The organism is Pseudomonas sp. MDT1-85 (genome assembly GCF_054898065.1).
In genome coordinates, this window is sequence record NZ_CM142715.1 from 1,657,192 (window position 1) to 1,683,042 (window position 25,851).

21 protein-coding genes and 5 pseudogenes are annotated in these 25,851 nt (G+C 58.1%); 8 read left to right on the top strand and 18 right to left on the bottom strand.

The features are described from left to right. Positions 1–91: 91 nt before the first annotated feature. A complete protein-coding gene (locus tag ACYZT2_RS07415; protein ID WP_461971291.1) occupies positions 92–757 on the bottom strand; it encodes a COG3650 family protein in 666 nt (221 codons plus the stop codon). Between the two features lie 114 nt (positions 758–871). Further along, positions 872–1,471: a short chain dehydrogenase gene (locus tag ACYZT2_RS07420; RefSeq protein ID WP_461971292.1), complete on the bottom strand. Its 600-nt coding sequence runs from the start codon at positions 1,469–1,471 to the stop codon at positions 872–874. A 106-nt stretch (positions 1,472–1,577) separates the two neighbouring features. On the opposite strand from ACYZT2_RS07420, the gene ACYZT2_RS07425 reads away from it, so the two are divergent. Continuing rightward, entirely contained in the window at positions 1,578–2,492 is a 915-nt protein-coding gene (locus tag ACYZT2_RS07425; RefSeq protein ID WP_461971293.1) for a LysR family transcriptional regulator, read from the top strand. 145 nt (positions 2,493–2,637) lie between these two features. On the opposite strand, the gene ACYZT2_RS07430 is transcribed toward ACYZT2_RS07425, so the two are convergent. The 4 genes from ACYZT2_RS07430 to ACYZT2_RS07445 are packed head-to-tail and all read right to left on the bottom strand — an operon-like array spanning position 2,638 to position 5,063. Then, complete coding sequence (locus tag ACYZT2_RS07430; RefSeq protein ID WP_461971294.1) at positions 2,638–3,123, bottom strand: DoxX family protein; 486 nt, start codon at positions 3,121–3,123, stop codon at positions 2,638–2,640. After that, positions 3,120–3,881 (bottom strand): HvfC/BufC N-terminal domain-containing protein, encoded by a 762-nt coding sequence (locus ACYZT2_RS07435; protein WP_461971295.1) that lies wholly within the window; start codon positions 3,879–3,881, stop codon positions 3,120–3,122. Before ACYZT2_RS07435 ends, ACYZT2_RS07430 begins: the two co-directional genes overlap by 4 nt. Beyond that, entirely contained in the window at positions 3,878–4,732 is an 855-nt protein-coding gene (gene bufB, locus ACYZT2_RS07440; RefSeq protein ID WP_461971296.1) for an MNIO family bufferin maturase, read from the bottom strand. The genes ACYZT2_RS07435 and bufB overlap by 4 nt, the downstream gene beginning before the upstream one ends. Before the next feature lie 25 nt (positions 4,733–4,757). Further along, positions 4,758–5,063 (bottom strand): BufA1 family periplasmic bufferin-type metallophore, encoded by a 306-nt coding sequence (locus tag ACYZT2_RS07445; RefSeq protein WP_461971297.1) that lies wholly within the window; start codon positions 5,061–5,063, stop codon positions 4,758–4,760. A gap of 342 nt (positions 5,064–5,405) precedes the next feature. Here ACYZT2_RS07445 and ACYZT2_RS07450 point away from each other — a divergent pair, with 342 nt between their 5' ends. The 3 genes and pseudogenes from ACYZT2_RS07450 to ACYZT2_RS07460 form a co-directional block, all read left to right on the top strand. Continuing rightward, positions 5,406–6,017: a Fic family protein gene (locus ACYZT2_RS07450; protein ID WP_461971298.1), complete on the top strand. Its 612-nt coding sequence runs from the start codon at positions 5,406–5,408 to the stop codon at positions 6,015–6,017. Positions 6,018–6,140: 123 nt separating this feature from the next. Further along, positions 6,141–6,602, top strand: a complete 462-nt coding sequence (locus ACYZT2_RS07455) for a hypothetical protein (protein WP_461971299.1) — start codon at positions 6,141–6,143, stop codon at positions 6,600–6,602. A gap of 82 nt (positions 6,603–6,684) precedes the next feature. Beyond that, positions 6,685–7,034, top strand: a pseudogene (locus tag ACYZT2_RS07460) (AAA family ATPase); the annotation flags it as partial. Between the two features lie 86 nt (positions 7,035–7,120). On the opposite strand, the pseudogene ACYZT2_RS07465 reads toward ACYZT2_RS07460, so the two are convergent. Then, positions 7,121–7,219 (bottom strand): annotated as a pseudogene (locus tag ACYZT2_RS07465) (integrase core domain-containing protein); the annotation flags it as partial. 55 nt (positions 7,220–7,274) lie between these two features. Here ACYZT2_RS07465 and ACYZT2_RS07470 point away from each other — a divergent pair. Both ACYZT2_RS07470 and ACYZT2_RS07475 read left to right on the top strand, forming a co-directional pair. After that, positions 7,275–7,475 (top strand): annotated as a pseudogene (locus ACYZT2_RS07470) (IS3 family transposase); the annotation flags it as partial. Between the two features lie 715 nt (positions 7,476–8,190). After that, on the top strand, positions 8,191–8,478 hold the full coding sequence (locus ACYZT2_RS07475) for a reverse transcriptase domain-containing protein (protein WP_461971300.1): 288 nt from the start codon (positions 8,191–8,193) through the stop codon (positions 8,476–8,478). A 55-nt stretch (positions 8,479–8,533) separates the two neighbouring features. On the opposite strand, the gene ACYZT2_RS07480 is transcribed toward ACYZT2_RS07475, so the two are convergent. The 9 genes and pseudogenes from ACYZT2_RS07480 to ACYZT2_RS07520 all read right to left on the bottom strand — a co-directional run bounded on the left by ACYZT2_RS07480 (position 8,534) and on the right by ACYZT2_RS07520 (position 19,880). Next, positions 8,534–11,773 (bottom strand): hypothetical protein, encoded by a 3,240-nt coding sequence (locus ACYZT2_RS07480; RefSeq protein ID WP_461971301.1) that lies wholly within the window; start codon positions 11,771–11,773, stop codon positions 8,534–8,536. A 56-nt stretch (positions 11,774–11,829) separates the two neighbouring features. Then, positions 11,830–13,452, bottom strand: coding sequence for a hypothetical protein (locus ACYZT2_RS07485; RefSeq protein ID WP_461971302.1), 1,623 nt, complete (start codon positions 13,450–13,452; stop codon positions 11,830–11,832). A gap of 202 nt (positions 13,453–13,654) precedes the next feature. After that, positions 13,655–13,953, bottom strand: a pseudogene (locus ACYZT2_RS07490) (RES family NAD+ phosphorylase); the annotation flags it as partial. Positions 13,954–13,970: 17 nt separating this feature from the next. Beyond that, positions 13,971–14,333, bottom strand: a complete 363-nt coding sequence (locus tag ACYZT2_RS07495) for a DUF6124 family protein (protein WP_461971303.1) — start codon at positions 14,331–14,333, stop codon at positions 13,971–13,973. Positions 14,334–14,867: 534 nt separating this feature from the next. Beyond that, on the bottom strand, positions 14,868–15,569 hold the full coding sequence (locus ACYZT2_RS07500) for an ABC transporter ATP-binding protein (protein WP_030128348.1): 702 nt from the start codon (positions 15,567–15,569) through the stop codon (positions 14,868–14,870). Further along, on the bottom strand, positions 15,570–16,337 hold the full coding sequence (gene livG / locus ACYZT2_RS07505) for a high-affinity branched-chain amino acid ABC transporter ATP-binding protein LivG (protein ID WP_048393925.1): 768 nt from the start codon (positions 16,335–16,337) through the stop codon (positions 15,570–15,572). After that, positions 16,334–17,602 (bottom strand): high-affinity branched-chain amino acid ABC transporter permease LivM, encoded by a 1,269-nt coding sequence (locus ACYZT2_RS07510; protein ID WP_461971304.1) that lies wholly within the window; start codon positions 17,600–17,602, stop codon positions 16,334–16,336. The genes livG and ACYZT2_RS07510 overlap by 4 nt, the downstream gene beginning before the upstream one ends. Next, positions 17,599–18,522, bottom strand: coding sequence for a high-affinity branched-chain amino acid ABC transporter permease LivH (livH, locus tag ACYZT2_RS07515; protein WP_030128345.1), 924 nt, complete (start codon positions 18,520–18,522; stop codon positions 17,599–17,601). The genes ACYZT2_RS07510 and livH overlap by 4 nt, the downstream gene beginning before the upstream one ends. Positions 18,523–18,755: 233 nt before the next feature. Next, the gene (locus tag ACYZT2_RS07520; protein ID WP_461971305.1) at positions 18,756–19,880 is read right to left on the bottom strand and encodes a branched-chain amino acid ABC transporter substrate-binding protein; all 1,125 of its coding nucleotides are present in this window, start codon (positions 19,878–19,880) and stop codon (positions 18,756–18,758) included. 350 nt (positions 19,881–20,230) lie between these two features. Here ACYZT2_RS07520 and ACYZT2_RS07525 point away from each other — a divergent pair, with 350 nt between their 5' ends. Then, positions 20,231–20,536, top strand: a complete 306-nt coding sequence (locus ACYZT2_RS07525) for a DUF2288 domain-containing protein (protein WP_461973017.1) — start codon at positions 20,231–20,233, stop codon at positions 20,534–20,536. A gap of 299 nt (positions 20,537–20,835) precedes the next feature. Here the strand turns inward: ACYZT2_RS07525 and ACYZT2_RS07530 are convergent, their stop codons facing one another. Beyond that, positions 20,836–23,031, bottom strand: a complete 2,196-nt coding sequence (locus tag ACYZT2_RS07530; protein ID WP_461971306.1) for a hypothetical protein — start codon at positions 23,029–23,031, stop codon at positions 20,836–20,838. A gap of 315 nt (positions 23,032–23,346) precedes the next feature. On the opposite strand from ACYZT2_RS07530, the pseudogene ACYZT2_RS07535 reads away from it, so the two are divergent. Continuing rightward, positions 23,347–23,667: pseudogene (locus ACYZT2_RS07535) on the top strand (NAD-binding protein); the annotation flags it as partial. On the opposite strand, the gene ACYZT2_RS07540 reads toward ACYZT2_RS07535, so the two are convergent. Further along, complete coding sequence (locus tag ACYZT2_RS07540; RefSeq protein ID WP_461973019.1) at positions 23,558–25,840, bottom strand: putative bifunctional diguanylate cyclase/phosphodiesterase; 2,283 nt, start codon at positions 25,838–25,840, stop codon at positions 23,558–23,560. The pseudogene ACYZT2_RS07535 and the gene ACYZT2_RS07540 sit on opposite strands and share 110 nt — an antisense overlap. Positions 25,841–25,851: the final 11 nt, after the last annotated feature.

Genomic DNA, 25,851 nt, shown 5'->3' on the forward strand with positions numbered 1-25,851 from the left:
GGATCCGGTTCGCGGGGCGCACAACTGCGCCAAGGCGTTTGAAGCCCGCGATTATAAGCCTCAAAGGATGATTCCCGTGAGGCAAAAACGATCAGTCGTTACGCGATCCGCCAAAATACCCACAGCCGCGTTGCACCTGGCCATCGATGCGCAGCTCGGCGCTCATGTGCTGCACGCTGCCGGTGCTGCTGTCGACACAACGTTGCGGCGCGACCCAGAGCTCGATGCGCTGGTTATTGGCTTCGGTGCTGAGGTTGAAACGGCCATCGCCCAGTTGCTCTTCAACGTACGGCAGGGCCAAGGGCGGCTGACCGGCGCGGTCGATGACCATGCCTTTGCCGCTGACTTTGACGTTCCATTCAGGGCCATGGCCTGCGGCGCGCAGAATCAGCTGTTTGAAGTTGGGATCGTCGCACGCCGTGCCCGAGCGTTCGACGCGGTATAGCTGCTCCAGATCGAGCCGGCTATCGGCACCACTGGCAACGATCCGGCCACGCACGTCGGCGAACAACTTGCCTTGGTCGTCGGCCAGGGTCGCAGCCTCTTGCAGGACGCTGGTGCCGCCGGTGTCGTTGACCACATAACTGCGCTGCTCATTGCACGGCTGGAACAGCAACTTGCCGTCGGCCGCCGTCAACTGGCCCTGCATGCGGGTCTGGCCCACATGAGAAGCACTTTCGCGCGAGCCATCAAGCAACTGGCAGGCGGCGAACAACGGAAGCAGGGCAACAAGCACTAAGGAACGGGCAACACGCATCTTTGAGTCTCCTGACAAGTGTCGCCACGTTACTCAGCCTGACCGCTCATCACAACCCTGCAAAGCAAGATCAAAAGATCGCAGCCTGCGGCAGCTCCACAGAGTGTTTTTGGTTTAGCCGACGCGGTAGGTCTGTCCAGTCTGTAAGCCTTCCACACTTTTGGCGTAGGCCAACGCCACTTCGGCGGCAGGAACCGGTTTGAAACCACGGAAGTACGGGGCGTAGCTGCCCATAGCCTCGACCAGCACATTCGGGCTGACCGAGTTGATGCGCAAGCCGCGCGGCAGTTCGATCGCCGCTGCGCGGACGAAGCTGTCCAGGGCGCCGTTGACCAGGGAGGCCGAGCTGCCGGTACGGATCGGATCGTGGCTGAGGATGCCGGTGGTGAAGGTGAATGACGCACCATCATTGGCGAATTCCCGGCCGATCAGCAGCAGGTTGACCTGGCCCATCAGCTTGTCCCGCAAGCCGAGCTCGAAGTCTTGTTCGGTCATGGTCGCCAGCGGCACGAAGTTGACGCTGCCGGCGGCGCAGATCAGCGCATCAAAGTTGCCGGTCTGTTGGAACAATTTGCGGATAGAGGCGCTGTCACTGATGTCGACCTGAAACTCACCGCTTTTACGCCCGATACGGATGATTTCGTGGCGCTGGGACAGTTCATGGTCAACGGCTGAGCCGACGGTGCCAGAGGCGCCAATCAAAAGAATTTTCATCGTGCTGTACCTGAATGGGTTGGATTGAAATTCAAGTTTAGAGTGGTTTTTTCCATTGATAAGCGGGCTAATAGGCAACCTTTGGTTTTCAAATGGAAACAATCTCATGAGCGAAATGGACGACCTCGCGGCCTTCGCGGTGTTGATCGAGGCGGGCAGTTTCACCCTGGCGGCGCAGCAACTGGGTTGCAGCAAAGGGCAACTCTCCAAACGCATCAGCCTGCTGGAAACGCGGTTTTGCGTGGTGTTGCTGCAACGCACCACGCGCCGCTTGAACCTGACGGCGGCGGGCGCGGCGTTGTTGCCGCAAGCCCAGGCATTGGTGATTCAAGTCGAGCGAGCGCGTCAGGCTTTGGCGCGGCTGAAGGACGACATGGCCGGCCCGGTGCGGATGACGGTTCCGGTTTCATTGGGGGAAACGTTCTTTGAGGGCGCACTGCTGGAGTTTTCCCGGCAATACCCCGAGGTGCAGATCGAGCTGGAGCTAAACAATAACTACCGCGACCTGTCCCGGGACGGGTTTGATCTGGCGATCCGCTCGGAAGTGGCCAACGACGAACGCCTGGTCGCCCGACCGCTGCTGGCCTGGCACGAGATGACCTGCGCCAGCCCCCCGTACCTTGAACGATTCGGTGAACCACTGACGCCTCAGGCACTGGCCGAGCACCGTTGCCTGCTCAACAGTCATTACAGCGGTCGCGAAGAATGGCTCTATCACCAACAGCACGAGCTACTGCGGGTGCGAGTGTCGGGGCCGTTCGCCAGCAACCACTACAACCTGTTGAAGAAAGCTGCATTGGCCAGTGCGGGCATTGCGCGTTTGCCGTCGTACCTGCTGCAAGAGGAATTGGCTGACGGGCGTTTGCGCTGGCTCCTGCGCGATTATCAGACCCGCAGCATGCCGATGTACCTGGTGCACCCGTATCAGGGCGGTTTGCCGAAACGTACCCAAGTGCTGGCGGATTATTTGATGGGTTGGTTCAAGCGCAGTGGGGAGGCGTTGGATCGGCTTCAACGGTAACGTCTCACCACGCAACCCCCTGTGGGAGCGGGCTTGCTCGCGAAAGCGGTGTGTCAGCCAACATCTCTGTTGAATGTGATACCGCTTTCGCGAGCAAGCCCGTTCCCACATTGGTTCTACATCGTCTGGAGGTCTGAGGCAGGGATCAGCGGGCGTAACGCTTGGCAATCAGATGATCAATCGACAACTTGCCCGGCCCGGTCGCCATCAAGTACAGCAACACCGCAGCCCAGGTGCCGTGGGTTGGATAGGCATCGGGGTACACGAACAGCTGAATAGTCAGCGTCATACCCAGCAGTGCCAACGCCGAAAAACGTGTGGCGAAGCCGATCAGGATCAATACCGGAAAGAAATGCTCGGCGAAGGCCGCCAGGTGCGCCGCCAGTTCCGGGGAGAATAGCGGCAGGGGATATTCACTCTGGAACAACGGAATGGTTGAGTCCGCCAAACGCGGCACGCCGAGTTCAAAGGTGCCGTCGATCAAGTCGATGGCCAGGCCTTCCACCTTGGTTTGCCCGGACTTCCAGAACACCGCCGCAATGGAAAAACGCGCGATAAAAGCGATCAGGCTGTGGGGGATTTTTTCCAACAGCGCGATGGCGCGGGTGATGGGGTTCTGATGGGCGTTCATGGCGACACCTGGTTGTGGTGTAAATGGGTAATGACGTTGTGGCTGATCAGCAGCGCCAGGGTTTGGCTGAGGTCGAAGGCGGGCGCTGTCTCTAACGCTTGGGTCAGGGATTGGCCGTTTTGCAGGTTGTGAATGAAGATGCTGGCGCCGTGGTCGATGGCAAAGACCTCAACCTCCAGATCGTTGCGCAACACCAGCGCGTTTTGCCCGTGGTCGAGGTCGATCCCGGCCAGCGTCGCGTCCTGTTGATGCGCCGCCCAGATCGCAACCACGGCAAAGGCTGAAGTCAGCAGATTCAGGGAAGGATGAAACCCGACCGTCAACTCGCTCAGCGCTTGCGGGTCTGACAGCACGGCGGCAATCTGCTCATGGCGCAGGGGTTGCGCATCGGCGGCATGATAAGCCTGAACACGTAACCGCTCGAGCCGCGCCATGTCGGCCAGATAAGGCACGCTGACGGCCGGTTCAAAGCGGTCGATGAATTCGGCGAAGTCCTTGCCGTAGTCGTTGATGAGTGGGCCTTGAGGCGGGCAACTCTGCACATACAGCCCCGCCATCGCCCGAAAGAACTCATCGCCCACCAACTGCGAAACTACGGGGTAACTGTCGGCCAGGGCGTTGATCAGCGAACTCTGCACATTGTTGCGATACACCGCGAAACGGCTGGCGGGATCGGCGCCATTGGCACTGAGCAAACCATCGGGGCAGGGCCGTTGCGGATCGAGCAAGGCGGCGGCAAACGCGGCTTGAGTGCTCATGACCGGCCCCCCGCGCAATGCAGCAACTCATCGGCCTGACGGGCTTCGGCATGCAGCACGCTGAAGGCCGGTAACTGGTTGTCGCGCTCGATCAACGTGGCGATCGGGCCAACCCGTTCCAGCACCCGCCCATACAGTGACCACACCGCGTTATCGATGGGCGCACCGTGATCGTCGATCAGCAGACGGTCGCCGAGGCTATCCGTATCTTCGGCAAACCCGGCCAGATGAATCTCTCCCACTGCACGCAGCGGCAGTGCGTCGATATAAGCCAGCGGATTTCTTTGGTGATTGATGCAGGAGACGTAGACGTTGTTGACGTCCAGCAGCAGGCCGCAGCCAGTGCGGCGAATGACTTCGCTGATGAAGTCTGCCTCATCCAGGGTTGAGCGCTGGAACGCCAGATACGTCGCCGGGTTCTCCAGCAGCATCGGACGTTTGAGGGTGCTCTGCACCTGATCGATGTGCTCGCACACGCGGCTCAGCGTCGGCGCATCGTAGGCCAGGGGCAGCAGGTCATTGAGGAACACCGGGCCATGGCTGGACCAGGCCAGGTGTTCGGAAAAGGATTGGGGTTGATAGCGTTCGATCAGCGCGGCAAGCCTTTGCAGGTGCTGAAGATCCAGCGGACCTTCGGCACCAATGGACAGGCCAACGCCGTGTATCGACAGCGGATATTGCTCGCGGATCAACCCCAGAAAATGATGAAAAGGGCCGCCGGCCACCATGTAGTTTTCGGCGTGGACTTCGAAGAAACCGATGTCCGGTTGTGCACCGAGCACTTCACGAAAGTGCTCGGTCTTGAGCCCCAGCCCGGAGCGGGGCGGGAGCCCGGAAGATAAATAGTTCATGGTCGACACTCAGGCTGGGTGCTGATTACGACTTGGCTTTGTAGGCTTCCAGCTGGCCGAAACCAGTTGGCGAGGTTTCACTTTTGGTGGTGGCGCAGGTGCCCTTAGGGACGAATTTCCAGGCATTGGCCTGGTAATCGGTTTTTGCGGTACCGGCGCAAGTGGTGCCAGCGCCTGCGGCGCAATCGTTTTTGCCTTTCATGGCCACGCCGAAGCATTTTTCCATGTTGTCGTCAGCGGCATGGGCAGTGGAGACAGCGGCAATGCTCAGGGCAGAACCGAGGGCCAGAACCAGGGCGGTGGCGGACAGGGTGCGGGTGGTAGCAGTCATGATGTTTCTCCGAAATTGAGCTTGGGTTGGCAAACGTTTGTGCTTGCTTGTTGCTCTAGAGAAACGTTAGCGCGATGCGTTACAGCCCACCGTAAATTTTCTTCAGAAATCCACAAAACACCACAAATCCCCTGTGGGAACGAGCTTGCTCGCTCCCAGTCTCAGGACAGCATGGCTAAAATGACAACCGACCAATGCTCAAAGCACTGTTGGAAAAAACCCCCGAAAAAATCCGCAAAAAAACCTGAAAAAAGCCAATCGAGAAACTTTAAAATATAGGTAAATAAAGGCTTTGAAGGTAGTCTGGAATCCGATAAAAAATCCGCGATTCTGGAGCAAATGATGGGTGCTGAACTTGTTACAGGACTCCACTGGCTAGAGCGACTCATGCCATCGTTTCCGGCTGAAATTCTGAAGCTGGCGGAACGAGTGCCTTTCCAGGCTGGAAAGCTGAGCGCGAAGGTTGCGCCACAGATGATCCAGCGAGTAGGTGGCTTGTTGCGGGTAACCAGTAGCTTTTACAGCAACCTGATCGAAGGCCAGTTCACTGAGCCGGTCACCCTGGCGCCGTCAGCTCCCAAACGCAATCGCAAGGAATTGAATGAGCTCGCGATGATGCACATCGGAACTCAACAGGCCTTCGAAAGGGCGATAACGATCCACAATAACCTCCATTGGGATTCAGTGTTCAGCTCAACATTTGTTGCGCGCTTACATAAAAGACTCTTTGATGGTGCCGTTGACGAGCAACTGCGTTTGAGCGATGGAAGTCTGTTAGTTCCTGGTCAGCTTCGTGATGCCGCCGGTAAAGACGTGTTGGTGGGAAATCATGCTGCTCCTTCCTGTACCGCAGTGAGACCGATGCTTGCCCGGTTGCAGCAGGTTTATGGGCGCTTGCCCGATGCCCGCAGCCGTTTGATTGCAATCATGGCTTATCACCATCGATTGGCTTGAGTGCATCCCTTTGTAGACGGTAACGGTCGCACGGTGAGGTTGGTTACTCACTTGCAGTTGCATAAGCTTGGCCTTGTTTCGCCGCTATGGTCATTGTCTCGCGGTCTTGCCAGGCAGCAGGATATGTATTACGCCCGTTTGGCCAACGCCGATAAACCTCGCCGGGGCGATCTCGATGGGCGGGGTCAGCTGACTCAAGCCGGATTGTTCGAGTTTGTCGGATTCATGCTGGAAACCTGTCTGGATCAAATGAGTTATACCGAGCAGGCGCTTAATGTTTCGAACATGCGCGAAAGACTTCATACGATATTTGCATGGGACGAGCGCATCAAAAGAGCAGGCCTGAAGCAAGAGACTGCACGAGCACTGCACATCCTGCTGACGCAGGGCACGGTCACTCGCGCCGACTTCAAGATTTTTACCGGACTGCCTGACCGGGTTGCGACGGATCAGCTTAAAAGTCTCGTCCAACTCGGGCTGGTCGAGAGTCCAACGCCTAAAGCCCGCGACGTTTATCCAGGATTGCCAATCTGGTTTGCTCAACTGCTGTTCCCTGACTTGCACCAGCGGATGGTCACTGCTTAGTAGGCGTTAACTCGTTGGTCGCCGATTGTGCTGGGCCTGACAGCAAGTCTTCGCAAGCGAAGGCTTGTTCACGCTAGCATTGCACCAAGAAGGGATTCTACGCCCTCTGTTGGCAAGCGAACTCTCTTACGGCACCCTGTGAGGTACCTACTCCTCATCGCTGCCCTGACGCCACGGCCGCCTGCACTCATGGTTCTAAACGAGCCTGAAAGCAGCCTCCATCCGGATCTACTGCCAGCATTAGCGCGACTGATCGCCCAGACCGCGAACCGCTGCCAAGTGTGGCTGGTTTCACACTCTAGCCGCCTTGTTGCTGCGTTGGAGCAGACAGGCGCCTGCTCAAGCATCGTATAAGAAAAACAGCTCGGTCAGACCCGAGTCGTGGGGCGGGATGGGCTGCTCGCAGGCCCTGCATGGAAATGGCCTTCTTGACCCGTCTCATAGGGGGCTGACTCCATGCTTGCCTCTACAAAACCGGGCACCAACTCCCCATTAAATTCATGCCCCTGCCAAGCGCTGAACTCCCTCGGTGAGAGATAGTTCAAGGCTCTGTGCGGATGCTGCTCGTTGTAGTGTTCAAAGGCAATTGCCAGGTTACGCAGCGCCGTTTCTCGATCCTCAACCATTGCACCGGCGTTGTCGGCCGTTGATCGCCGAAGCACCCTTCTCCACCGTCCCAGTATTTTGATCGCTGGCCGCATTGCGGTGAAAAACAGCGATGCGCGTTGGTGCTCGGACGGCTTCGAGCTCCGCTGCGAGGACGGCGCCAAGCTGAGCGTGACCTTCGCCCTGGATTGCTGTGATCGCGAAGCCATCGGCTGGGTCGTCAGCCCGACCGGGTACAGTGGCGATGATATCCGCGACTTGATGCTGAAAACCCAGCACTGCGCTTAGCTTAGTGCCATAGTCGATTTCAGCCTGGGCCACTTCACGTCGGACCCGCTCAAACGAGAAGCTATAGACGTAGGTTTGGAGATTGGCGCGATAAGTGGCCAAGACCTCTCGCCCCTCCTGCACGATCACCAGGAGCAAATTCCGCTCGCTTTCGAACTTCTCAATGACGCTCGCGGCGGCCATCCGAATCATCAATTTGCATTCGCAGAGATGCGCCATGTTTTCATTTCTTCGATTGAGAATTTCTTCCAAAAGGATCACGTGGTTGAGCTCATAGTCGAGAACCCGTACATCAACCTGAGCAGGCAATAAAAAGGTTCTCGGGGGCTTCGCTCCATCAGGTGGGCAACGCAAAAAATAGCCATCAGGGCTGCTGCCGATTTTTTCTGAAGGAGGGGCACATCCCGACCTAGGGTATGCAGGAGATGTATTGGTGCTGAAAAGCCGAAAAGCCTCACGCCTGGTTCTGTCTTCCTACTTGCCGCGCTCCTCTCGCTGTTTTCACCTCAAGACAGAGCATCAGAGCTTAAAAAGGGGATCAAGGCCGCCCATGAGAATATTCAGGGCGCGATCCGCCAGCACCGCTTTGGCGTACGAACAGATGTGAAGTCGTATTACGCGTCCATTTCGCACCCGCGCCTCATGACGGTGCTGGCGGCAGAAATCACTGATCCGCACTGCTGAGCGGGGTGCAATGTTCTGGAATCATACCCGTGGCATCCCACTGGGCTGCTCCTTGAGTCCGCTGGGTGGCTTCTATTTGTACCGAATGGATCGCATTTCCCGACCCGACTGGTTTTATTTACGCTACATGGATGATGTGCTTGTCCTGACACCCACCCGACACAAGCTGCGTGAAGCGGTTCGAACAATCAATCGGTTGTTTGAGGAATTGGAACTGGAAAAACACCCCGACAAAACCTACGTAGGACGTATTGAGCGGGGCTTCACTTTCCTCGGAAAGCCTTACCCCGCGCAATAACCTCTACTGGGTTAATCTTCGGTCATCGAAAAAACGCCAGCTTTAGGAGCAAGCCTCAAACAGCATCCTGTTCCGGAGGAGTTTGAGGTGGCCTAACGTTTTTCGTATCAACGCCCTTTGGTGTGGCTGATTTTTTGTGTGGGGGCGGGGTTAGTAGGCGGTAGCCTAGTGGGTTAAATTTAACGTGGGGTTGATACCCTCCTTGTGTTCGGCCGATATGTATCCCGTGAGTGTATGGTTCGGACTCCCACTGGGCTGGTGTGCTTAATGAGATTACGGGTTGATAAGAGAAACCGCTGCTGGTGTATGATTGTCCCCAATAGTTGACGACGCGAAGGGTAAGGTCTTGGATGCCGTAACGGAGTGACTGCCGGAGATTGGTGGATTGTGTCGAACTGTCTGTGGGGAACACGTGTGCGCCTATGGTCCCTAGCCACGCAATGGACTCGGATAAGGTGTAGAGGGTTCGGGATTGCACGAGCTCATACACGTTTTCGCAGGTAACTTGATAACTAACTTCGTCTCCCTTTGTGTCACGCGCGGTAATGCGAGCGGCACCGTTTCCGGTCGAGACCACGCGGCCGGTTTGTGGGTCAACGGAGGCGACGCTCGGATTCGAGGAGAGATATGCGTAAGGCGGGCTCCCGCCCTGTGCTTCACGGGTTTGATGGGTGTTGAGGGTTAAGAAAAATGCCGTTTTTTTAAAGGGTGGGTTGTAGGGGGCGGCTGCAGGGTAAAAGTGGACGTCATCCAGGACCATCGGGGTGGTATCGATCTCCAGCCCGGGGGTTGCCTTAACGGTGTAGGACCGGACCGGGAAGGTGACGGCTTCGCCTACTACTTGACTACCCCCAAGCCCCGCCTTGAATACCGTTTTCAACTGACTGCCGTCTTTCAGGTTTTTCAGATCGGTGAGCAGAATCGATTGCGTCCAATAGCCTTGGCTGATCCAGGTCGCGTTGGTTTGTCCGTTAGGCGGCTGCCAGAACGTTCGGGTATAGACGCTCTCATCGGCGTTGGTGCCCTCCAGCTGCAACCAGACATACTGCTTGAGCGCAATAAGCGGCCAGCTGTTCACTCGCAGGGTCGCGTTGGCGGTTAGCTGGCTGACGTCCAGCTCGGGTCCTGCACCGTCGTTAGCCGCTTGCGTGATCAATGGCGTGCCCAGCGCCGGATCTTCCTGCGCAATTGGCAGCACCGCCAGGGTCAAGGGTTTCGACGTCTTTGGCGTGCCATTGCGGATCACGGTGTAGGTGACCGTCACCGGCTTGTTCAGGTTGAAGGCCACCACCGAGTTGGGCAGTGGGATGTCCCGAGGCCCTTGCGTGGTCACGGGGATCGGCGCGGTAGTGTGACTACCGCCTCCGGCCGTACCGGTCCAGGTCACGCTCAGTTGGGTGCCGATCATGTTGTCGTAGGCTGGCACCACCGCGGTCAGGGTGTCCTTGGCCGCGAACGGATTGAGGCTATTGCCGCTGGCTTCCTTGATGCTTGGCGGCTCCAGTTCAACGGCACTGCCGATCAGCAGCGGTTGTTTCACCGAGTCCGGCAGCTTTTGTCCACCGCGGGTCACGGTGTAAAACACCTGCACCGTCTGGTCCTTGTTCATGTCGACATAGGTCTTCGCGACCGGGAACGCCACTTCCTTGTTGCCCCAGTTGGCCGGGACCGGGAAGTAGTCGGTGAAGTCCAGCACACCGTCCCAGTGCACATCGATGCGGTCGGTGGTTTCCATTGGGCTGTAGTTGACCCGCACGGTGGTGCCGTCGGCTGGCACGGCTTCCGGATCCAGGGTGTCGCCTTGGGCGTAATCGATGCTGGGCTTGGGCAGCTGGACGCCGAGGCTTTTGACCTGCAGCGGCAATTGATTCGACGGCAGCGTCTCCCCGCCGCTTTTGGTCAGGGTGTAGCTGACGGTGACCGTGCCCCCTTGCAGAGGAGTAATGTAGATCAGAGGCACACGGCGTTCGATGCCGTTGTCCGCGCCGCTGCCGGTCACCGAGATGGGGATGGTGTGCGGAACGCTGTTGCCGCCGGCGGTTTTGCCGTCCCACAGCAGCAGGATCGTGTCGCCGGCCTCGATCAGGCCGTGTTTTTCAATGCGCACCAGGGCGCCTTCGGGCGGTAGCGTCGACGGATCCAGCACATCACCTACGACCCCGGCCACACTCGGGGCCGGCAGTTGCTCGACCTGACCGATGACGTTCACCGTGGTACGCCGCGACTGACGGGGTGAGCCGGTGAGCGGGGTAACCTGGTAGCGCACCACGGCGTAGCCCTGGGCGATGGCCCGGACCTTGTCGTTGGGGATGTCGAAATCCAGCGGCCAGCCGATGTCCCCGCTCTGTACCTGCTTGTCGAGCACCTCCTCCACCGGCAACCCTTCGGCGGTGTAACCGGTCCAGGTCAGGCGCACATGGTCGCCCAGGTCCATGCGCTCGGTATACACCGGGGTTTGCACCCGGGCAGCCTGGTCGCCCAGCCGGGCCAGGTCGATGATGCCGTTGACCGCATCGATCACCCGCGGGGCGGCCAGCAGGTTCTCACCGGCCTCGACGTCGGTGCTGGCGTGCAGTGACCAGCGCGACCAGTTGTTGACCTCGTCGCGGATGTCATAGCGCACGATGACCTGGCCGGGGGCGGCGATCAGCGTAGCTTTTTCCACCCGAAAGGTCACCGGCTGGCCGACTTCAGGCGCGGTCAGCGCCGGGCGGGTCAGGCGTTGGCCGCCCCAGTCGAGCTGGATGCGGTCGCCGACGGCCATGTTGTCGTAAACGCCAATGGTCACGGTAATGCCGCGCTCGGCGATGGCATCGTCGATCAGTGCCGGAATGCCGGTGGGGGCCCGCAGGTTTTCGTTGATGTATTCGGTGCCGGCATCGTCACCGGTGTTGCCGCCGGGCAGCAGGCGCTTGACCTTGACCGTGCCGTCGGGGGAGGTTTCGGTTTGACTGCCGATAGCGGCGGTGACGATGTAGTTGAAGGTGTGCAGACCGTCGGGGTGCTCGAGGATGTACGCCGGGGTGACACTCAGGGTGATGACGCCGGTGCTGAGGTGGTCGGGGTTGACCGTGTCGCTGGCAGCCCACAGGCCCTGCCAGTACAGGTCGACGAGGTCATTGAGCTGGACAGTGCCGGGCTGCAGGACGATCTGCACCTGCACCGGGCTGCTGGGGTCGTTGAGGTCTTGCCAGCGCAGGCCGCCGTTGGCGACGGCGCTGGGGATGCCGGGGGGGCTGAGGGCCAGCGGCGAGAATTCGGTTAACGTCAGCGCAGACGGTTCTTGAATAGTCATGTTGACAGCTCCTGCCAGTGAGAAGAACGGTCCCGGGCGGGCACCGCCCGGGTTCGTTAAAGGGTCACGCCTGTTTGCCTTAGAAGCTGACCGGGGCAGTCGGTGTCGCCCGGCTTCTTCACGTCGCAGTTCACCGGTTTCTTGTACGAGGTGGTGGAGCCGGCCGCGTTGCTGACAATGACGTGCGCTTCCACGCGGCCGTGGCTGCACACGGCAAAGTGATGCCTGGCCGGTACCCGGAACTCGTAGTAGCCGCGGGAGAGGTCCGCCTGCACCAGGGTGTATGGCGGTTGCGGGTTATAGGCGGCCCCCGGTACCAGGTTGCCGCCGGTGTTCAGCGCGTCGTAACCGACAAAGAACAGCTCGATGAGGTCCCCCACTGCGGCATGGATGTAATCCAGGGTAATCCGTATCGGGTTGTGCAGACCTTCCGGCCCCGAGATGAGTTCGTTCAGGCCAATAGCTGAATTTTCGTTGAGGACCGGGAAGGCAGGCGCCGCGATCTCGCCTTCCCCTGGCAACTCATCCGAGCCAATCACCTGCGCTACCGCGTCTTTCGAATGCCCAATCACCTGGCCGCCCCGCACCAACTCAACAAACGCTCGCACCTCACTGTCGGTGATGATCTGATCATTCGCCACTTCCATGATGCAGGGCTTCAACTGCCCAAACCCGTCGCTCTCGATAGTGCCTGTCAGCGGGAGCTCACTGCCGGGTGGGGTTATGGTCATGACACCTTTGACCGTGTCCCCTGCCTGAAAGGGCGGTGTTCGCGGCACAACCACCACCAATAAGGGGCGGCCCTTGAGCTTGTCGCGATCAATGATGCCCGGATCATCGCTGGTGTCGTCCGGATCTTCCCGCAAAATCGGCGCATCCAGCGTGAGGCGATCCAGATTGACGTCGGCCGTAATGGCGCTCGACTCGCGTCTTTTGTCGGTGGGATTGTTCACCTGGGAGATCACGGTGTAGCGGATGTCAAATCTGGCGTTGTTACCCGCGCGCTCGAACATGGCTTGGGTCAAGGTGATCACATACGGCTTGTTTTGCTCTGCGGGTTGCAGCGTGAAGGGGAAGCGCACGCCGTTGAGCGTCAGCAGAATCTTGTCGTAGGGCTGTCCGTAGGGATAATCCACCGTGAGGGGAACACCGCTGGCGGCTTCGTCCTTGCCAATCTGCGGCGGGCTGCCAAGTTCAGCCGGCAGGCTGAGCGTCAGGAAAGGGTGGTCACCGTTGCCGGGAATATCATTGCCGCCGGGCAGGTTGTGGTTGTAGAGCGCCCATGACGGCGTCGATGGCTTAGTGTTACCGCTGGCCCGCTCGACCACATAGTAGAAAATGTTCAGGCCTTCGAGGAACAACGACTGGGCAACATTGAATATGAGGGGCGCATTCGGGTCAGTCGACACCTTGCGCTCAATCAGCAAGGGTGGATCGACATGGGTCTTCATATAGAGCGTGATGGCTTCATATTGCTCCAGAAGTGGGTCGATTCGAGCCGGTGTCGTGCCCTCTCGACTGCCATCCTTCTGGACAACAACGGTAAAAGCGGAATGTGGCAGCCCCTCGACCGGCACGCCAGGCGGCGGGACAGGATCACTGATGACCGGAGAGATGCCACCTGCAAACTTCAAAGGCCAAAGCACCAGCACGCCTGGGTCGGATAGGTTGTGCGCCATGAGAAGCCGTCCTTGTGGAAAAGGCCCGGGAGAGTTGGCCGTCTGGGTGCTATTTCACACCCGTGACAAGCAGGTTGGCTACTGTCAGAAATTACAGGGTTGCCCTGTAATCCGACGAATGGCTGGCTGGCAAAGCGGTCGACTGCTGGCTCAGATTTCGCTAATTCCACGTCTTAAAGCAGTGATCTGACCGTTCCAGATCGCAGTAATTGCCAGGCATACGCGCGGAGTTGTACCGCAGACCCAGCCACCCCCAAACGATGGGAGTGCGTGTAATCGATGGAATCGTAGATAGGATCGTTCATCGGCATGGATACGACATCCTTCATTGCTTCGTCAACGAAAGTGCAGGATAACCCCCGGAAAACAAACCTCTCGTAATTGAGATTCTGGACTTTCGACCAATACTGATTCTGATGGTGTTGCACCTCAGCCAACGCGGTTTCCATTGAGGCGGCCAAGTACAACACCCCAAAAACTGCCATCGCTGAAACGCACACCCTGTAGGAGCGGTTACGTCAGACGTTTTGTGGGTCGATGTTATCCCGCGCCCGGTTCACTGCCAGTTCGCCCAGCATGATGACCTGCTGCAGCGCGAGCATCGTATTGCGCTGCGACCCTTCCAGCAGGGCCGCGAAGTCACTGGCCATGACACTCGCCGAGGCCATGGATTCACAGGCGTGGGCCAGCAGGCTTTCCGTATCCATGTCGGGGGCGACGATGAACATTCTGCTTGGTTTACGGGCAGCATCGGGTTCTTTGGGGAGGTTGAGGTAATGAGCCAGCGCGCGTTCAACCGCGTCGTGGAGCTTTTTCGAATCAATGGATTCGTTCGGGGAAACGTCTTCGGTTTCCGGGGGATTGGGTGTGATCTTGAACATTTACGGGGTCTCTCTATATGAGGCTACAACCCGCTCGCGACTAAACGAAAGGTGGCGGCTGTGCGCAGGTTAGTCGACCGATTGAGAACCCCAGATATCGGCGCGCCCGAGGGCGCCCTGCACACAGCCACCATTAAGTGCAGGGATGGGATACCTGACTTTTTGGTACTTATGCGATCCGGGGCAACAACGGGCGACTAAACCCGACCACTGATGGGCAGTGGCAGGGAAACGATAGAGGCCAGGCCCAAAGCGCACAAGCCGGCGGATTCTGGCGTAGTCGTAGGCAACGGCGCAAGGTTGTGTAGCTTGCAGGAAGTAACGCTGACACGGATTAAACACGCTCTCCCAAACACCCCAAAACCCTGTGGGAGCGAGCCTGCTCGCGATTGCGGTAAGTCAGTCAATATCTCGGTTGAATGTGAAATTGCCATCGCGAGCAGGCTCGCTCCCACAGGGGATTTTCATTGTTGTGAGGTTTGTGGCAGGCACAAAAAAACGGCCCGAAGGCCGTTTTTTGTTTACCGCCAAAGCTTAACCACCGAGGTACGCTTCGCGCACTTTCGGGTCGGTCAACAGCGCTTCCCCGGTGCCTGTCATCACCACCCGGCCATTTTCCAGCACGTAGGCACGGTCAGCGATTTTCAGTGCCTGGTTGGCGTTTTGCTCCACCAGAAACACCGTCACACCGTCCTTGCGCAGTTGTTCGATGATGTCGAAGATCTGCTGGATGATGATCGGTGCCAGGCCCAACGATGGCTCGTCGAGCAGCAACAGCTTGGGCTTGCTCATCAGCGCACGGCCGATGGCGAGCATTTGCTGTTCGCCGCCAGACATGGTGCCGCCGCGTTGGGCGAAGCGTTCTTTCAGGCGTGGGAAAAGTCCGAGGACCTTATCCATCTGTTCCTGATAATCGCCCTTGTCGGTGAAGAATCCGCCCATGGCGAGGTTCTCTTCCACGGTCAGACGGGCAAACACCCGACGACCTTCCGGAACCACGGCAATGCTTTTACGCATGATCTGCGACGAGTCCTGGCCGACGAGCTCTTCACCCATGTAGCGGATGCTGCCGCTGTGGGCTTGCGGCGAACCGCAGAGGGTCATCAGCAGGGTCGACTTGCCGGCACCGTTGGCGCCGATCAGGGTCACGATCTCGCCCTGGCGGACTTCGACGTTGACGCTGTGCAGCGCCTGGATCTTGCCGTAGAAGGTGGAAACGTTTTCGAACTGCAGCATTTACGCTTCCCCCAGGTAGGCTTTGATCACTTCAGGATTGTCGCGGATCTGTTCCGGCGTGCCATCGGCCAGGGGCGTGCCCTGGTTGATCACGACGATGTGGTCGGAAATGCTCATGACCAGTTTCATGTCGTGTTCGATCAACAGCACGGTGACGTTGTGCTCTTCACGCAGCATGCTGATCAGCGCTTTGAGGTCTTCGGTTTCCTTCGGGTTCAGGCCGGCGGCCGGTTCGTCGAGCATCAGGATCCGCGGACGGGTCATCATGCAGCGAGCGATTTCCAGACGACGTTGCTGACCATAGGCCAAGGTGCCCGCCGGACGGTTGGCAAACGCCTTGAGATTGACCTTGTCCAGCCAGTACTCGGCGAACTCCATGGCTTCGCGTTCGCTTTTGCGAAAGCCCGGCGTCTTGAACAGACCGGCCAGGAAGTTGGTGTTCAGGTGACGGTGCTGGGCGATCAAGAGGTTCTCGACCGCGGTCATGTCCTTGAACAGCCGTACGTTCTGGAAGGTCCGCACCACGCCTTTGAGGGCGATTTTGTGGCCGGGCAGGCCTTCGATCGGCTCGCCGTCCAGCAGGATGCTGCCGCCGCTCGGTTTGTAGAAACCGGTCAGGCAGTTGAACACGGTGGTCTTGCCGGCGCCGTTCGGGCCGATCAGGGCCACCACCTGTTTTTCTTTGACGCTCAGGGCTACGCCGTTGACCGCCAGCAAGCCGCCGAAGCGCATGCTCAAGTTGTCTACTTTAAGGATCTCACGGCTCATTTGCGCAGCTCCGGTCTTAATTTAAGTTCGGGGCGTTGCATCGGCAGCAGACCTTGAGGACGCCAGATCATCATCAGCACCATCAAGGCGCCGAACATCAACATGCGGTATTCACTGAACTCACGCATCATTTCCGGCAACAGGATCATCACCGTGGCGGCGAGTACGACGCCCAGTTGCGAGCCCATGCCGCCCAGCACCACGATGGCGAGGATGGTCGCCGATTCGATGAAGGTGAAGGACTCCGGTGTCACCAGGCCTTGGCGCGCGGCGAAGAAGCTACCGGCGAAACCGGCGAACGCAGCACCGAGGGTGAAGGCCGACAGCTTGATGACTGTAGGATTGAGACCCAGCGCACGGCAGGCGATTTCGTCTTCACGCAGCGCTTCCCAGGCACGGCCCAGGGGCATGCGCAGCAAGCGGTTGATGACGAACAACGCGAACAACGCCAGGAACAACGCCACCAGGTAAAGGAAGATCACCTTGTTGATCGAGTTGTATGCCAGGCCGAAGTACTCGTGGAATGTCTGCAGGCCTTCGGCGGCTTTGCGTTCGAAGGTCAGGCCGAAGAACGTTGGTTTCTCGATGTTACTGATGCCGTTCGGGCCGCCGGTGAGGTCGGTCAGGTTACGCAGGAACAGACGGATGATTTCACCGAAACCCAGGGTCACGATCGCAAGGTAATCACCGCGCAAACGCAGCACCGGGAAACCGAGCAGGAAGCCAAACGTGGCCGCCATCATCCCGGCAATCGGCAGGCAGATCCAGAAGCTCAGGCCGTAGTAGTGCGACAGCAGCGCGTAGCTGTAGGCGCCCACGGCGTAGAAGCCGACGTAACCGAGGTCGAGCAGGCCGGCCAGGCCGACCACGATGTTCAGGCCCAGGCCGAGCATCACGTAGATCAGCACCAGGGTGGCGATGTCCACCGCCCCGCGAGAGCCGAAGAACGGCCAGACCAGTGCTCCCACGACTAACGCGATGATGATCCAGCGCTGGGTGGTCGGCAGGGTCAGGAAGGTACTGGCCTTGGCCGGCATCACCGGCAGGTTGGGCGAGGACTTCCAGGCCGAGCTGATCTGCTGGTCGAACAGCACCCGCAAGAACATCAGCACCGAGCACACGGCGATGGTGATCAGCGTTGCAGTGCTGGTGCCATGGACTTCGAGGTTGATGCCGACAATGGTCAGTTTCAGACCGAGTACCGGGTAGGCAACAGCCCACACCAGCAAGGCGCTGAACAACGCCTGTTTAAGATTCCTAGTCATACTTTCTCAACCTCCGGACGGCCCAACAGGCCGGTTGGCCGGAACAACAACACCAGAACCAATAGACCGAACGCCACGACATCCTTGTACTGGTCGCCGAAGATATCGGCACCAAAGGCTTCCGCCACCCCAAGCACCAGCCCGCCGAGCATCGCGCCGGGGATGCTGCCGATACCGCCCAAGACAGCGGCGGTGAAGGCCTTGAGGCCAACGAGGAAACCGGCGTTCGGGTTGATCACGCCGTATTGCATGCTCAGCAGCACGGCCGCGATGGCCGCCAGTGCGGCACCGATGACGAAGGTCAGGGCGATGATGTTGTTGGTGTTGATACCCAAGAGGTTGGCCATCTTGATGTCTTCGGCACAGGCGCGGCAGGCGCGACCCAGGCGAGAACGGGAGATGAACAGCGTCAGGCCGAGCATGGCGACCAGGGTCACCACGAACACCACGATTTGCATGTAGGAAATCAGCACTTCATGTGCGCCACCTGGCCCGATGGCGAAGTTGCCAGGGATCAGGTTGGAGATGGATTTGTCCTTGGAGTCTTGCGCCAGCAGAACCGTGTTCTGCAGGAAGATCGACATGCCGATGGCGGAGATCAGCGGGATCAGACGGTTGCTGCCGCGCAGGGGGCGGTAGGCGATCCGTTCGATGCTGTAACCGTAGGCACTGGTAACGACGATGGTCGCGATGAAAGCCGCGGTCATCAAGAGCGGGACACTGTCGAGTCCCATCATGGCCAGCCCGGCGATAGCGATAAACGCCACGTAAGAGCCAATCATGTACACCTCGCCGTGGGCGAAGTTGATCATTCCAATGATGCCGTAAACCATCGTATAGCCGATGGCGATCAGGGCATACGTGCTGCCAACGGTCAGACCGTTAACCAGCTGTTGGAAGAAGTGATAGATGTCAGGCATTACAGCGCTCCTAAAAACCTGATACGCATTTCACTGGTGGAGTCATTTTCCCGCTCGAGCCCCGTGGATCTGCATCCACTTCGAATTCGAGGTTTGCCAGCGAACCGCTGATGACGGTTTTGAGATTTTCAGGTGGGGAGACTGGCGGATCACGCCAGCGCGGCCCAATACGTTCGTAAAACAAAGCCCACGGCACGCCGTGGGCTTTATTGGCAGTCAGTCAGGCCAAGGCCTTACTGAGGCGAAACTTCAGTTTTAGGTTTGCCGAAGTGCCACTGGTAAACCACGAATTTGAAGTCCTTCAGGTCGCCCTTTTCGTCGAAAGACAGGTCGCCGGTCGGGGTCTTGAACGTACCTTTGTGGATTTCTTCAGCCACTTTGGTGGTGTCTTCGCTCTTGGCGGCCTTGATGCCTTCGGCGATGACTTGCACAGCCGAGTAGGCCGGGAACACGAACGGACCGCTCGGGTCTTCTTTCTTGGCTTTGAACGCGTCAGCCAGGGCGATGTTGGCCGGATCCTGGTCGAAGGATTTCGGCAGGGTCACCAGCAGGCCTTCGGAAGCTTCCTTGGCGATCTGCGAAATGGAGTCGTTACCCACGCCTTCCGGACCCATGAACTTGGCTTTCAGGCCTTTTTCCTGGGATTGACGCAGGATCAGACCCAGCTCTGGGTGGTAGCCGCCGTAGTAGACGAAGTCGACGTTGGCTTGCTTGAGCTTGGAGACCATCGAAGAGAAGTCTTTGTCGCCAGCGTTGATGCCTTCGAACACGGCAACCTTGACGCCTTTGGCTTCGAGGGTTTTCTTCACGGCGCTGGCGATGCCTTCACCGTATTGCTGTTTGTCGTGCAGCACAGCAACGATTTTCGGTTTGACGTGGTCTGCGATGTAGTTACCGGCTGCAGGGCCCTGGGCGCTGTCCAGGCCGATGGTGCGGAAAATCATTTTGTAGCCGCGAGTGGTGATGTCCGGGCTGGTGGCAGCCGGAGTGATCATGATCACGCCTTCGTCTTCGTAGATGTCGGACGCCGGTTGAGTGGAGCTGGAACACAGGTGGCCGACCACGAACTTGACGCCGTCGTTGACGACTTTGTTCGCGACAGCAACCGCTTGTTTTGGATCGCAGGCATCATCGTATTCAACAGCGACGAGCTTCTTGCCGTCGACGCCGCCCTTGGCGTTGATTTGCTCGATGGCCATTTTGGCGCCACTGAACTGCATGTCGCCGTATTGGGCTACAGGGCCGGTTTTAGGGCCGGCGATGCCGATCTTGATGTCAGCGGCGAACGAATGGCTGGCAACCCCGGCCAGAACCATAGCGGCAAACAGTTTTGAAATCTGCTTAGTAGCCTTAGTCATAGTGCTCCACTCTTACTGTTGTAGTTTTTATAGTCCTGGCGCCGTAGCAGCAGAACCGGGTCAGATATCGTTGATATCCTCCGGAAAATGCCCCCGGCAACTGTACCGGTACAGTGTAGAGCGCCGATTGTTAGCCTGGGAAGGCGGCGCTGGGGGGCAAAACCTGAGGGTGTCGCTTTATTGAAAGAAAAAGACAGAATCACGGAGGGATGTTAGCTGGCTAATACTCTGTTCAGCAGCATTCCTTGGCTTTCCTGCGTTTTTCAATCGGTAACGCAATTGCCTCCGGGTTTTTCTGGCGCAATACCGACGTTATCATTCACGTCGATTTTCTTTGCGGACAGAAGCCCATGACTCAAGAACCTAGCACCCTCTATGCCAAGCTGCTTGGTGAGACTGCATCTATTACCTGGAAAGAGTTGGAGCCGTTCTTCGCCAAGGGTGCCCTATTGTGGGTCGATCCAGGCCTGGATTTGATCGCTGCGGCAGAAGCAGTGGCAACCGATGAAGGCGAGAAAGTCGCTGCCTGGCTGGCCGCCGACAGGCTCGCCAAGCTGTCTGAAACGCGGGCGCTGGATCTTTTCGAACGTGATCCGGAGCTTTGGGCCGTGGTGGTTTCGCCGTGGATTCTGATCCAGGAAAGGGCGACGAGCTGAGTGTTCGCACTTATTTGGTGCGCGGCTTTGTCGGTTAAAAGTGTGTAGCCGAGTAGCGTGATGGCATGTTGCCGTAGAGAAAGGCCACAGAAGGGTCTTGGCGAGGGTGACGTAAACGTAACGGGAACAGTTTATTGAGCAGCCGATGGGCTGCTTAATTGTTTCTGGATATTGGGATTTGTGGTGAGTTTTATGCCGCCATCGCGAGCAGGCTCGCTCCCACAATGTGATTGCATTCCTCCTGAAAGAACGCGGTCCCCTGTGGGAGCGAGCCTGCTCGCGATTGGGCGCGCCGCTAATTAAGCGGTCTTACCCGTATGGTTATTAAGCGAAATAACCTTGGTCTTGCCAATCCGGTGACGATAAATCTCGCGCAGATACTTGATCGACTTCTTCACGCAATCCCGAGACAAACGAATGTCATTGATCGAGACGAACTTGTCCTTGTCATTGATCAGCTCGCGGTACTTCTTCTCGTACATCGGTTTGATCGCGTACCAGTTGGTATCGAGGATTTTCGCCGGGTTTTCGAATTCGTTGAGCAGCTCATCGATGCGGTCTTCGTCGAAGTCTTCATTAATGATGAAGTCCAGGATCGAGTTGTCCAGCGTCTCGTCGAAGCGGTACGGGTTTTTCGCAAAGCAGCGTTTGATGAAGGCCACGATCAGCGTCAGGAAGTCGTCCGACAGGCATGGGCTCTTGGCGATGAGGGTGGTCAGCGACAAGTTGGCCGAGGCGCCGATCACCAGCGCATAACGTTTGAGCGTGGTGTTGGGGAACAGGCTGTTGAGGTGGGTCTTCAACCGGTTCAGGTCCATGTAGGACAGCTTGTAGTCTTTGGGCAGCGAAACAATCGACACCACCGACGAGCAATTCTTGAAGAAGTGCAGGTCGTGCAACGCGGCCGCGTCATAGCCCGAATTCTTGTACTGCTCAAGCGAGGCGCGATAGCGCTTGGACTCGATCGGCAACAGGCTGATGCCTTCGATCGCCTGGGTAACCTTGTTGAAGTGCGGCAGGTCGATGGAGCGGAAGAACAGGTCATCGATGTTCAGGCGCTGCGGCTCTTTCTCGAACACTTTGAACTTGTCGCTGCTCGGTGGCGGGGTTTCCGGCACCACGGACTCGGCGTAGGCAATTGCCACCGGGCCGGCCAGGCTCATGAACAGGTCGTTGGCGTCCAGACGAATGGTTTCGCCGATGTCGATGCCGGCGCGACGGAAATAGTTCTGGTCGTAGTCGGTGGTCACCGCCTGCGCTGTCAGAATGTTGAAGATCTGCTGTGAGATGTACTGGTTGGCGTGTTTTTCCATGGCATTGACATCAATGTTCTGGATGTTGCCGTCATCACTTTCTTCGGCATAACGCATGATGTCGTTGGAGATCAGCATCATCGCGTTCCATGGGCGAATACGGCCCATGACGCTGGCTTCGCTGCTGTCTTCATTGGCGAAGTTGTAGGAGAAGTCCCACTCTTCCGACAGGTATTTACACAGCAGGCGACCGGCGTTGATGTGCAGTGCCTCGGACATTTCGCTGCGGTGATCGGAAATGTTCGGCAGTACGCAAATGCCGCTGGTGAAGATCGGCTCGAAGACGAAGGAATGACCGCTCTTGCTGTCGTGCTCGTCCATCGGCTTGGTGTCGAACGTCTTGTTCATGTACGAGTGCTGCTGAGCCAGGCCGAACTCCGAGGCCATGCCCGAACCGGTGCCGCCGCCGGCACTGAAGATCGAGAAATACAGGCGCGACTGGTTGGCCTTGATTCCGCAACTGTCGATCAGGTACGAGTGAATCATCTTCCAGTCGGGGCTGGAAAACCGCTGGGTGTCCTTGTTCAGGATGATCTTGGCCAGATACTGGCCGAGGATCGGCGCGTTACCGGCGCCACCGGCATGGACTTCCGACAAGTCCATGATTTTCATTTTGCTGTAGTCGCGCAAAAAGCCGCTTTTTTCGCCCTTACGCGAGAAGCGGATGCGACCGGCGATGTCTTTGTCCAGATCGCCGAGCATTACCAGCGGCTCGACCAGAAACACCGGTTTGGTAGCCTTGTTCGGCCCCAGGCGCAGGTTGTTACGGATCCACTGCGCCGGGCTGTAGCCCTTTTCGGCGTAGCGTTTTTCCGGTGACAGACGGTCTTCGTTGTTGAATTCGTTGAGGTAGAACTTGCGGGCGTTGTACACCAACTCCGCCACGTCCAGCGCGATGTTCGAACCACAACGGCCCAGGCCGATCAGGCACACCGAAGGGAATTCCTGATCGCTGTGCTGTTCGTTGTCGCCTTCCAGATGAGGCGGGCGCGGGAACACCATATCGCGCAGGCCGTCGAGGTTATCGAGGATGCGGTCGGTATTGGTTTCGGTGAAGTACAGGTATTGCTGAGTCGCCAGCGGACGCGATGGGGTCAATGGCTTCGACGATGAGGGGCTGTTCGCCGCGGGGCTCAGGGTCAGGTCGGATACCGCGGTGGCCGGGTTATTTTTAGAAGTCATTGTGCGCCATATACCTGGACTGGTCGGCTCGACGACAAGTGTCATCGAGTCATCACGGAATGAGATCTCGCGTCTTTTTGCAGCGCGAATGTGGCCCAAGCGTCAGGGTCTTGGCCTGTGCATCGCTCGGGGGAATCCTTTCCTTATGCATGATGAATCGGCCAATATTCGATGATCTTTAATCAAAAGGAGGCTAAATGATGGCAGCGTTGCCTTCGCTGGGATGCAGTCAGTTACGCAATTTCAGCCGCGAGGTACTTTTTGTAGCAGCAGCCTCGCAGGCTCGGCAGCTGCTACGGGTTACGGCTTAACTGACTGGTGGCCTTGGCCGAGCGTTCCGGGGTCGACGCCCGCCTGATCGCCGAGGCGCTGGCCGGTGGTTTCGCCGATTCAAAACCGCTGCAGATTCTTGCGCCGCAAATGGCCGACAGCCGTTTCGAACCGGTGAAGTGGCACGTACGCACGCTGCTCAAGGATTTGGACAGCGCCGTGAAATTTTCCCGCGAACAGGGTTCGGCCACTCCGATCAGCGGATTGGCCGCACAACTGATGCGCCTCCATGGGGGCCAGGGGTTTCTGGAAAAGGATCCGTCGACGCTAGTGCAGTTGTACCGCGAGCCAGACTCAAAGGATTGACGGTGTGCATGTGCTTGCGCTGATTGATTTCCGCCAGCACCGGGCGCAACTCGGCCAGCGGCACAGGACGGCTGAGCAGGTAGCCTTGAACGAAATCGCAGCCATGGCGTTCGAGAAAATCGTATTGCTCGAAGGTTTCGACGCCTTCGGTGACGACCTGCAAATGCAGGGTATGGGCCATGACGATAATGGCCTGGACGATTTCCATGTCCTGGGTGGCCTTGGGGATGTCCTGAATGAACGAGCGGTCGATCTTCAACGTGTTTAATGGCAGGCGCCTGAGGTAGGCCAGGGATGAATAACCGGTGCCGAAGTCATCGATCGACAACGAGACCCCGAGGGCGCGAATCTGCCGCAGCAACACCAAGGTGTTGGTGATATTGCCCATCAGTGCATTCTCGGTCACTTCCAGTTCCAGCCGGTGTGGCGCCACCCCGAAGGCGTGCAGGGCGTGTTCGATTTCATCGGCCAGTTCTTCTCGCGCCAGGTTCAGGGGAGAGCAATTCACCGCGATTTTGAGTTCTTCGCAATCGTGGTGGGACAACTCGCTCAAGTCCTCGCAGGCCTTGCGCAGCACCCAATGGTCCAGCTCGGCGATCAGGCCGTTGGCTTCGGCAATGGCAATGAAACGATCCGGCGTGAGCAATCCATGAACCGGGTGTTGCCAGCGAATCAGCGCTTCAAGTTTGGTGACCTGGCCGGTTCTCAGGCCATAGATCGGTTGGTAATACAGCATCAACCCGGTGTTTTCGCGCAGGGCGTGGCGCAGTTCCTCTTCGAGTTGCAACTCCAGGGTGGCGCGGGTTTTCAGGTTTGAACTGAAAAAATGCAAGGCGTTACGACCGCAATCCTTGGACTGATACAACGCCAGGTCGGCATTTTTCAGCAGTTCTTCACTGGTCTTGCCGTCTTCGGGAAACAGGCTGATGCCGATGCTGGTGGTCATGACCATGCGCCGTCCGGACAACTCGATGGGTTCCTTCATTTTCAGCATGATGCGCTGGGCCATTTGCCGAGCTTCTTCACGGTCGTAAAGGGTGATGAGGATGCAGAATTCGTCGCCTCCGAAACGCGCCACCACGTCTTCATGACTGCGCACCGCGGCCTTGATGTGGCTGGCCAGAACTTTGAGCAATTCGTCACCGGCGTCATGGCCGAGGCTGTCATTGATCCGCTTGAAGTGGTCGATGTCGAGGAACATCACCGCCAGCATGCCGCCTTCGTTGGTTTTCTCGATGAGTTTCTCGGCGAAGATCTGGTTGAAGCCTCGTCGGTTGATCAGGTTGGTCAAGGGGTCGTAATGCGCCACCTGTTGCAGCGACATGCGTGCCTGATCCAGTTGACTGAGCAGGGCGTTTACCCGCTGCAGGTCATGCTCTTTGTGTTGCAGCTTCTTGTCCGCCCATGCAGCGCTGATGCCGCTGCCGATGATCAGCAGCGTCATGACTGCTACCGTCAGCCCCAGTTGCAGGTGATTGTTGTCGCTGGGCAATGGCTCAAGGCTGCCAGCGGGCAGCACCAGGCTGAACGCCGCCATGCCGGTGAAATGCATGCTGACGATGCCAGCCCCGAGCACCAGGCTGGCGGTGTATTTGAGCAATTGATGAAACATGCCTGCACCATCGCGCAGGTGACTGGAAATCAACAGGGCGGCCAGGCTGGCACCGATCGCGATCACAATGGAAAGCACGAACAGGACGGGTTGGTAGTAGGCCATCGCATTCGAGCGCAGGGCGGCCATGCCCACGTAATGCATGGTTGCGATGCCCAGGCCGATCCACACCGCGGCCCGCAAGTATTGCCAAAAATTTAGCTGAGGATGGCTGAGGGTGTGCATGGCCAGCCATGAGGCGGTCAGGGCGAACAACAGCGAGAGCAGGGTAGTGGGCAGGTGGTAATGGATTTCGATCGGCGCCTGGAAAGCCAGCATGCTGATGAAATGCATGGCCCAGATACCGCCCGCCAGGCACCCGGCACCGATCCAGCGCCAGAGTCGTTGGGAGGCGGATTTTTCCACATGGCCGACCCGCTCGGTCATGTCCAGCGTGGCGAAGCCGGCCACACAGGCCACCAGATAGGCCAGCAACACCAGAAAAGGGTTATGGGTGCAATCGAGTATGACCTGCCCGCCCTCCGGTAGCCCGGTCATGAAATGCAAACCAAGCCACTCCATAGCATGCCCCA

Coding starts and splice junctions, on each gene's coding strand:
- ACYZT2_RS07530 (WP_461971306.1), bottom strand. CDS start 23,031: ATGACTTCTAAAAATAACCCGGCCACCGCGGTATCCGACCTGACCCTG.
- ACYZT2_RS07500 (WP_030128348.1), bottom strand. CDS start 15,569: ATGCTGCAGTTCGAAAACGTTTCCACCTTCTACGGCAAGATCCAGGCG.
- ACYZT2_RS07495 (WP_461971303.1), bottom strand. CDS start 14,333: ATGTTCAAGATCACACCCAATCCCCCGGAAACCGAAGACGTTTCCCCG.
- ACYZT2_RS07450 (WP_461971298.1), top strand. CDS start 5,406: ATGGGTGCTGAACTTGTTACAGGACTCCACTGGCTAGAGCGACTCATG.
- ACYZT2_RS07525 (WP_461973017.1), top strand. CDS start 20,231: ATGACTCAAGAACCTAGCACCCTCTATGCCAAGCTGCTTGGTGAGACT.
- ACYZT2_RS07485 (WP_461971302.1), bottom strand. CDS start 13,452: ATGGCGCACAACCTATCCGACCCAGGCGTGCTGGTGCTTTGGCCTTTG.
- ACYZT2_RS07475 (WP_461971300.1), top strand. CDS start 8,191: ATGTTCTGGAATCATACCCGTGGCATCCCACTGGGCTGCTCCTTGAGT.
- ACYZT2_RS07415 (WP_461971291.1), bottom strand. CDS start 757: ATGCGTGTTGCCCGTTCCTTAGTGCTTGTTGCCCTGCTTCCGTTGTTC.
- livG (WP_048393925.1), bottom strand. CDS start 16,337: ATGAGCCGTGAGATCCTTAAAGTAGACAACTTGAGCATGCGCTTCGGC.
- ACYZT2_RS07430 (WP_461971294.1), bottom strand. CDS start 3,123: ATGAACGCCCATCAGAACCCCATCACCCGCGCCATCGCGCTGTTGGAA.
- ACYZT2_RS07480 (WP_461971301.1), bottom strand. CDS start 11,773: ATGACTATTCAAGAACCGTCTGCGCTGACGTTAACCGAATTCTCGCCG.
- livH (WP_030128345.1), bottom strand. CDS start 18,522: ATGCCTGACATCTATCACTTCTTCCAACAGCTGGTTAACGGTCTGACC.
- bufB (WP_461971296.1), bottom strand. CDS start 4,732: ATGAACTATTTATCTTCCGGGCTCCCGCCCCGCTCCGGGCTGGGGCTC.
- ACYZT2_RS07420 (WP_461971292.1), bottom strand. CDS start 1,471: ATGAAAATTCTTTTGATTGGCGCCTCTGGCACCGTCGGCTCAGCCGTT.
- ACYZT2_RS07540 (WP_461973019.1), bottom strand. CDS start 25,840: ATGGAGTGGCTTGGTTTGCATTTCATGACCGGGCTACCGGAGGGCGGG.
- ACYZT2_RS07520 (WP_461971305.1), bottom strand. CDS start 19,880: ATGACTAAGGCTACTAAGCAGATTTCAAAACTGTTTGCCGCTATGGTT.
- ACYZT2_RS07445 (WP_461971297.1), bottom strand. CDS start 5,063: ATGACTGCTACCACCCGCACCCTGTCCGCCACCGCCCTGGTTCTGGCC.
- ACYZT2_RS07510 (WP_461971304.1), bottom strand. CDS start 17,602: ATGACTAGGAATCTTAAACAGGCGTTGTTCAGCGCCTTGCTGGTGTGG.
- ACYZT2_RS07425 (WP_461971293.1), top strand. CDS start 1,578: ATGAGCGAAATGGACGACCTCGCGGCCTTCGCGGTGTTGATCGAGGCG.
- ACYZT2_RS07435 (WP_461971295.1), bottom strand. CDS start 3,881: ATGAGCACTCAAGCCGCGTTTGCCGCCGCCTTGCTCGATCCGCAACGG.
- ACYZT2_RS07455 (WP_461971299.1), top strand. CDS start 6,141: ATGTATTACGCCCGTTTGGCCAACGCCGATAAACCTCGCCGGGGCGAT.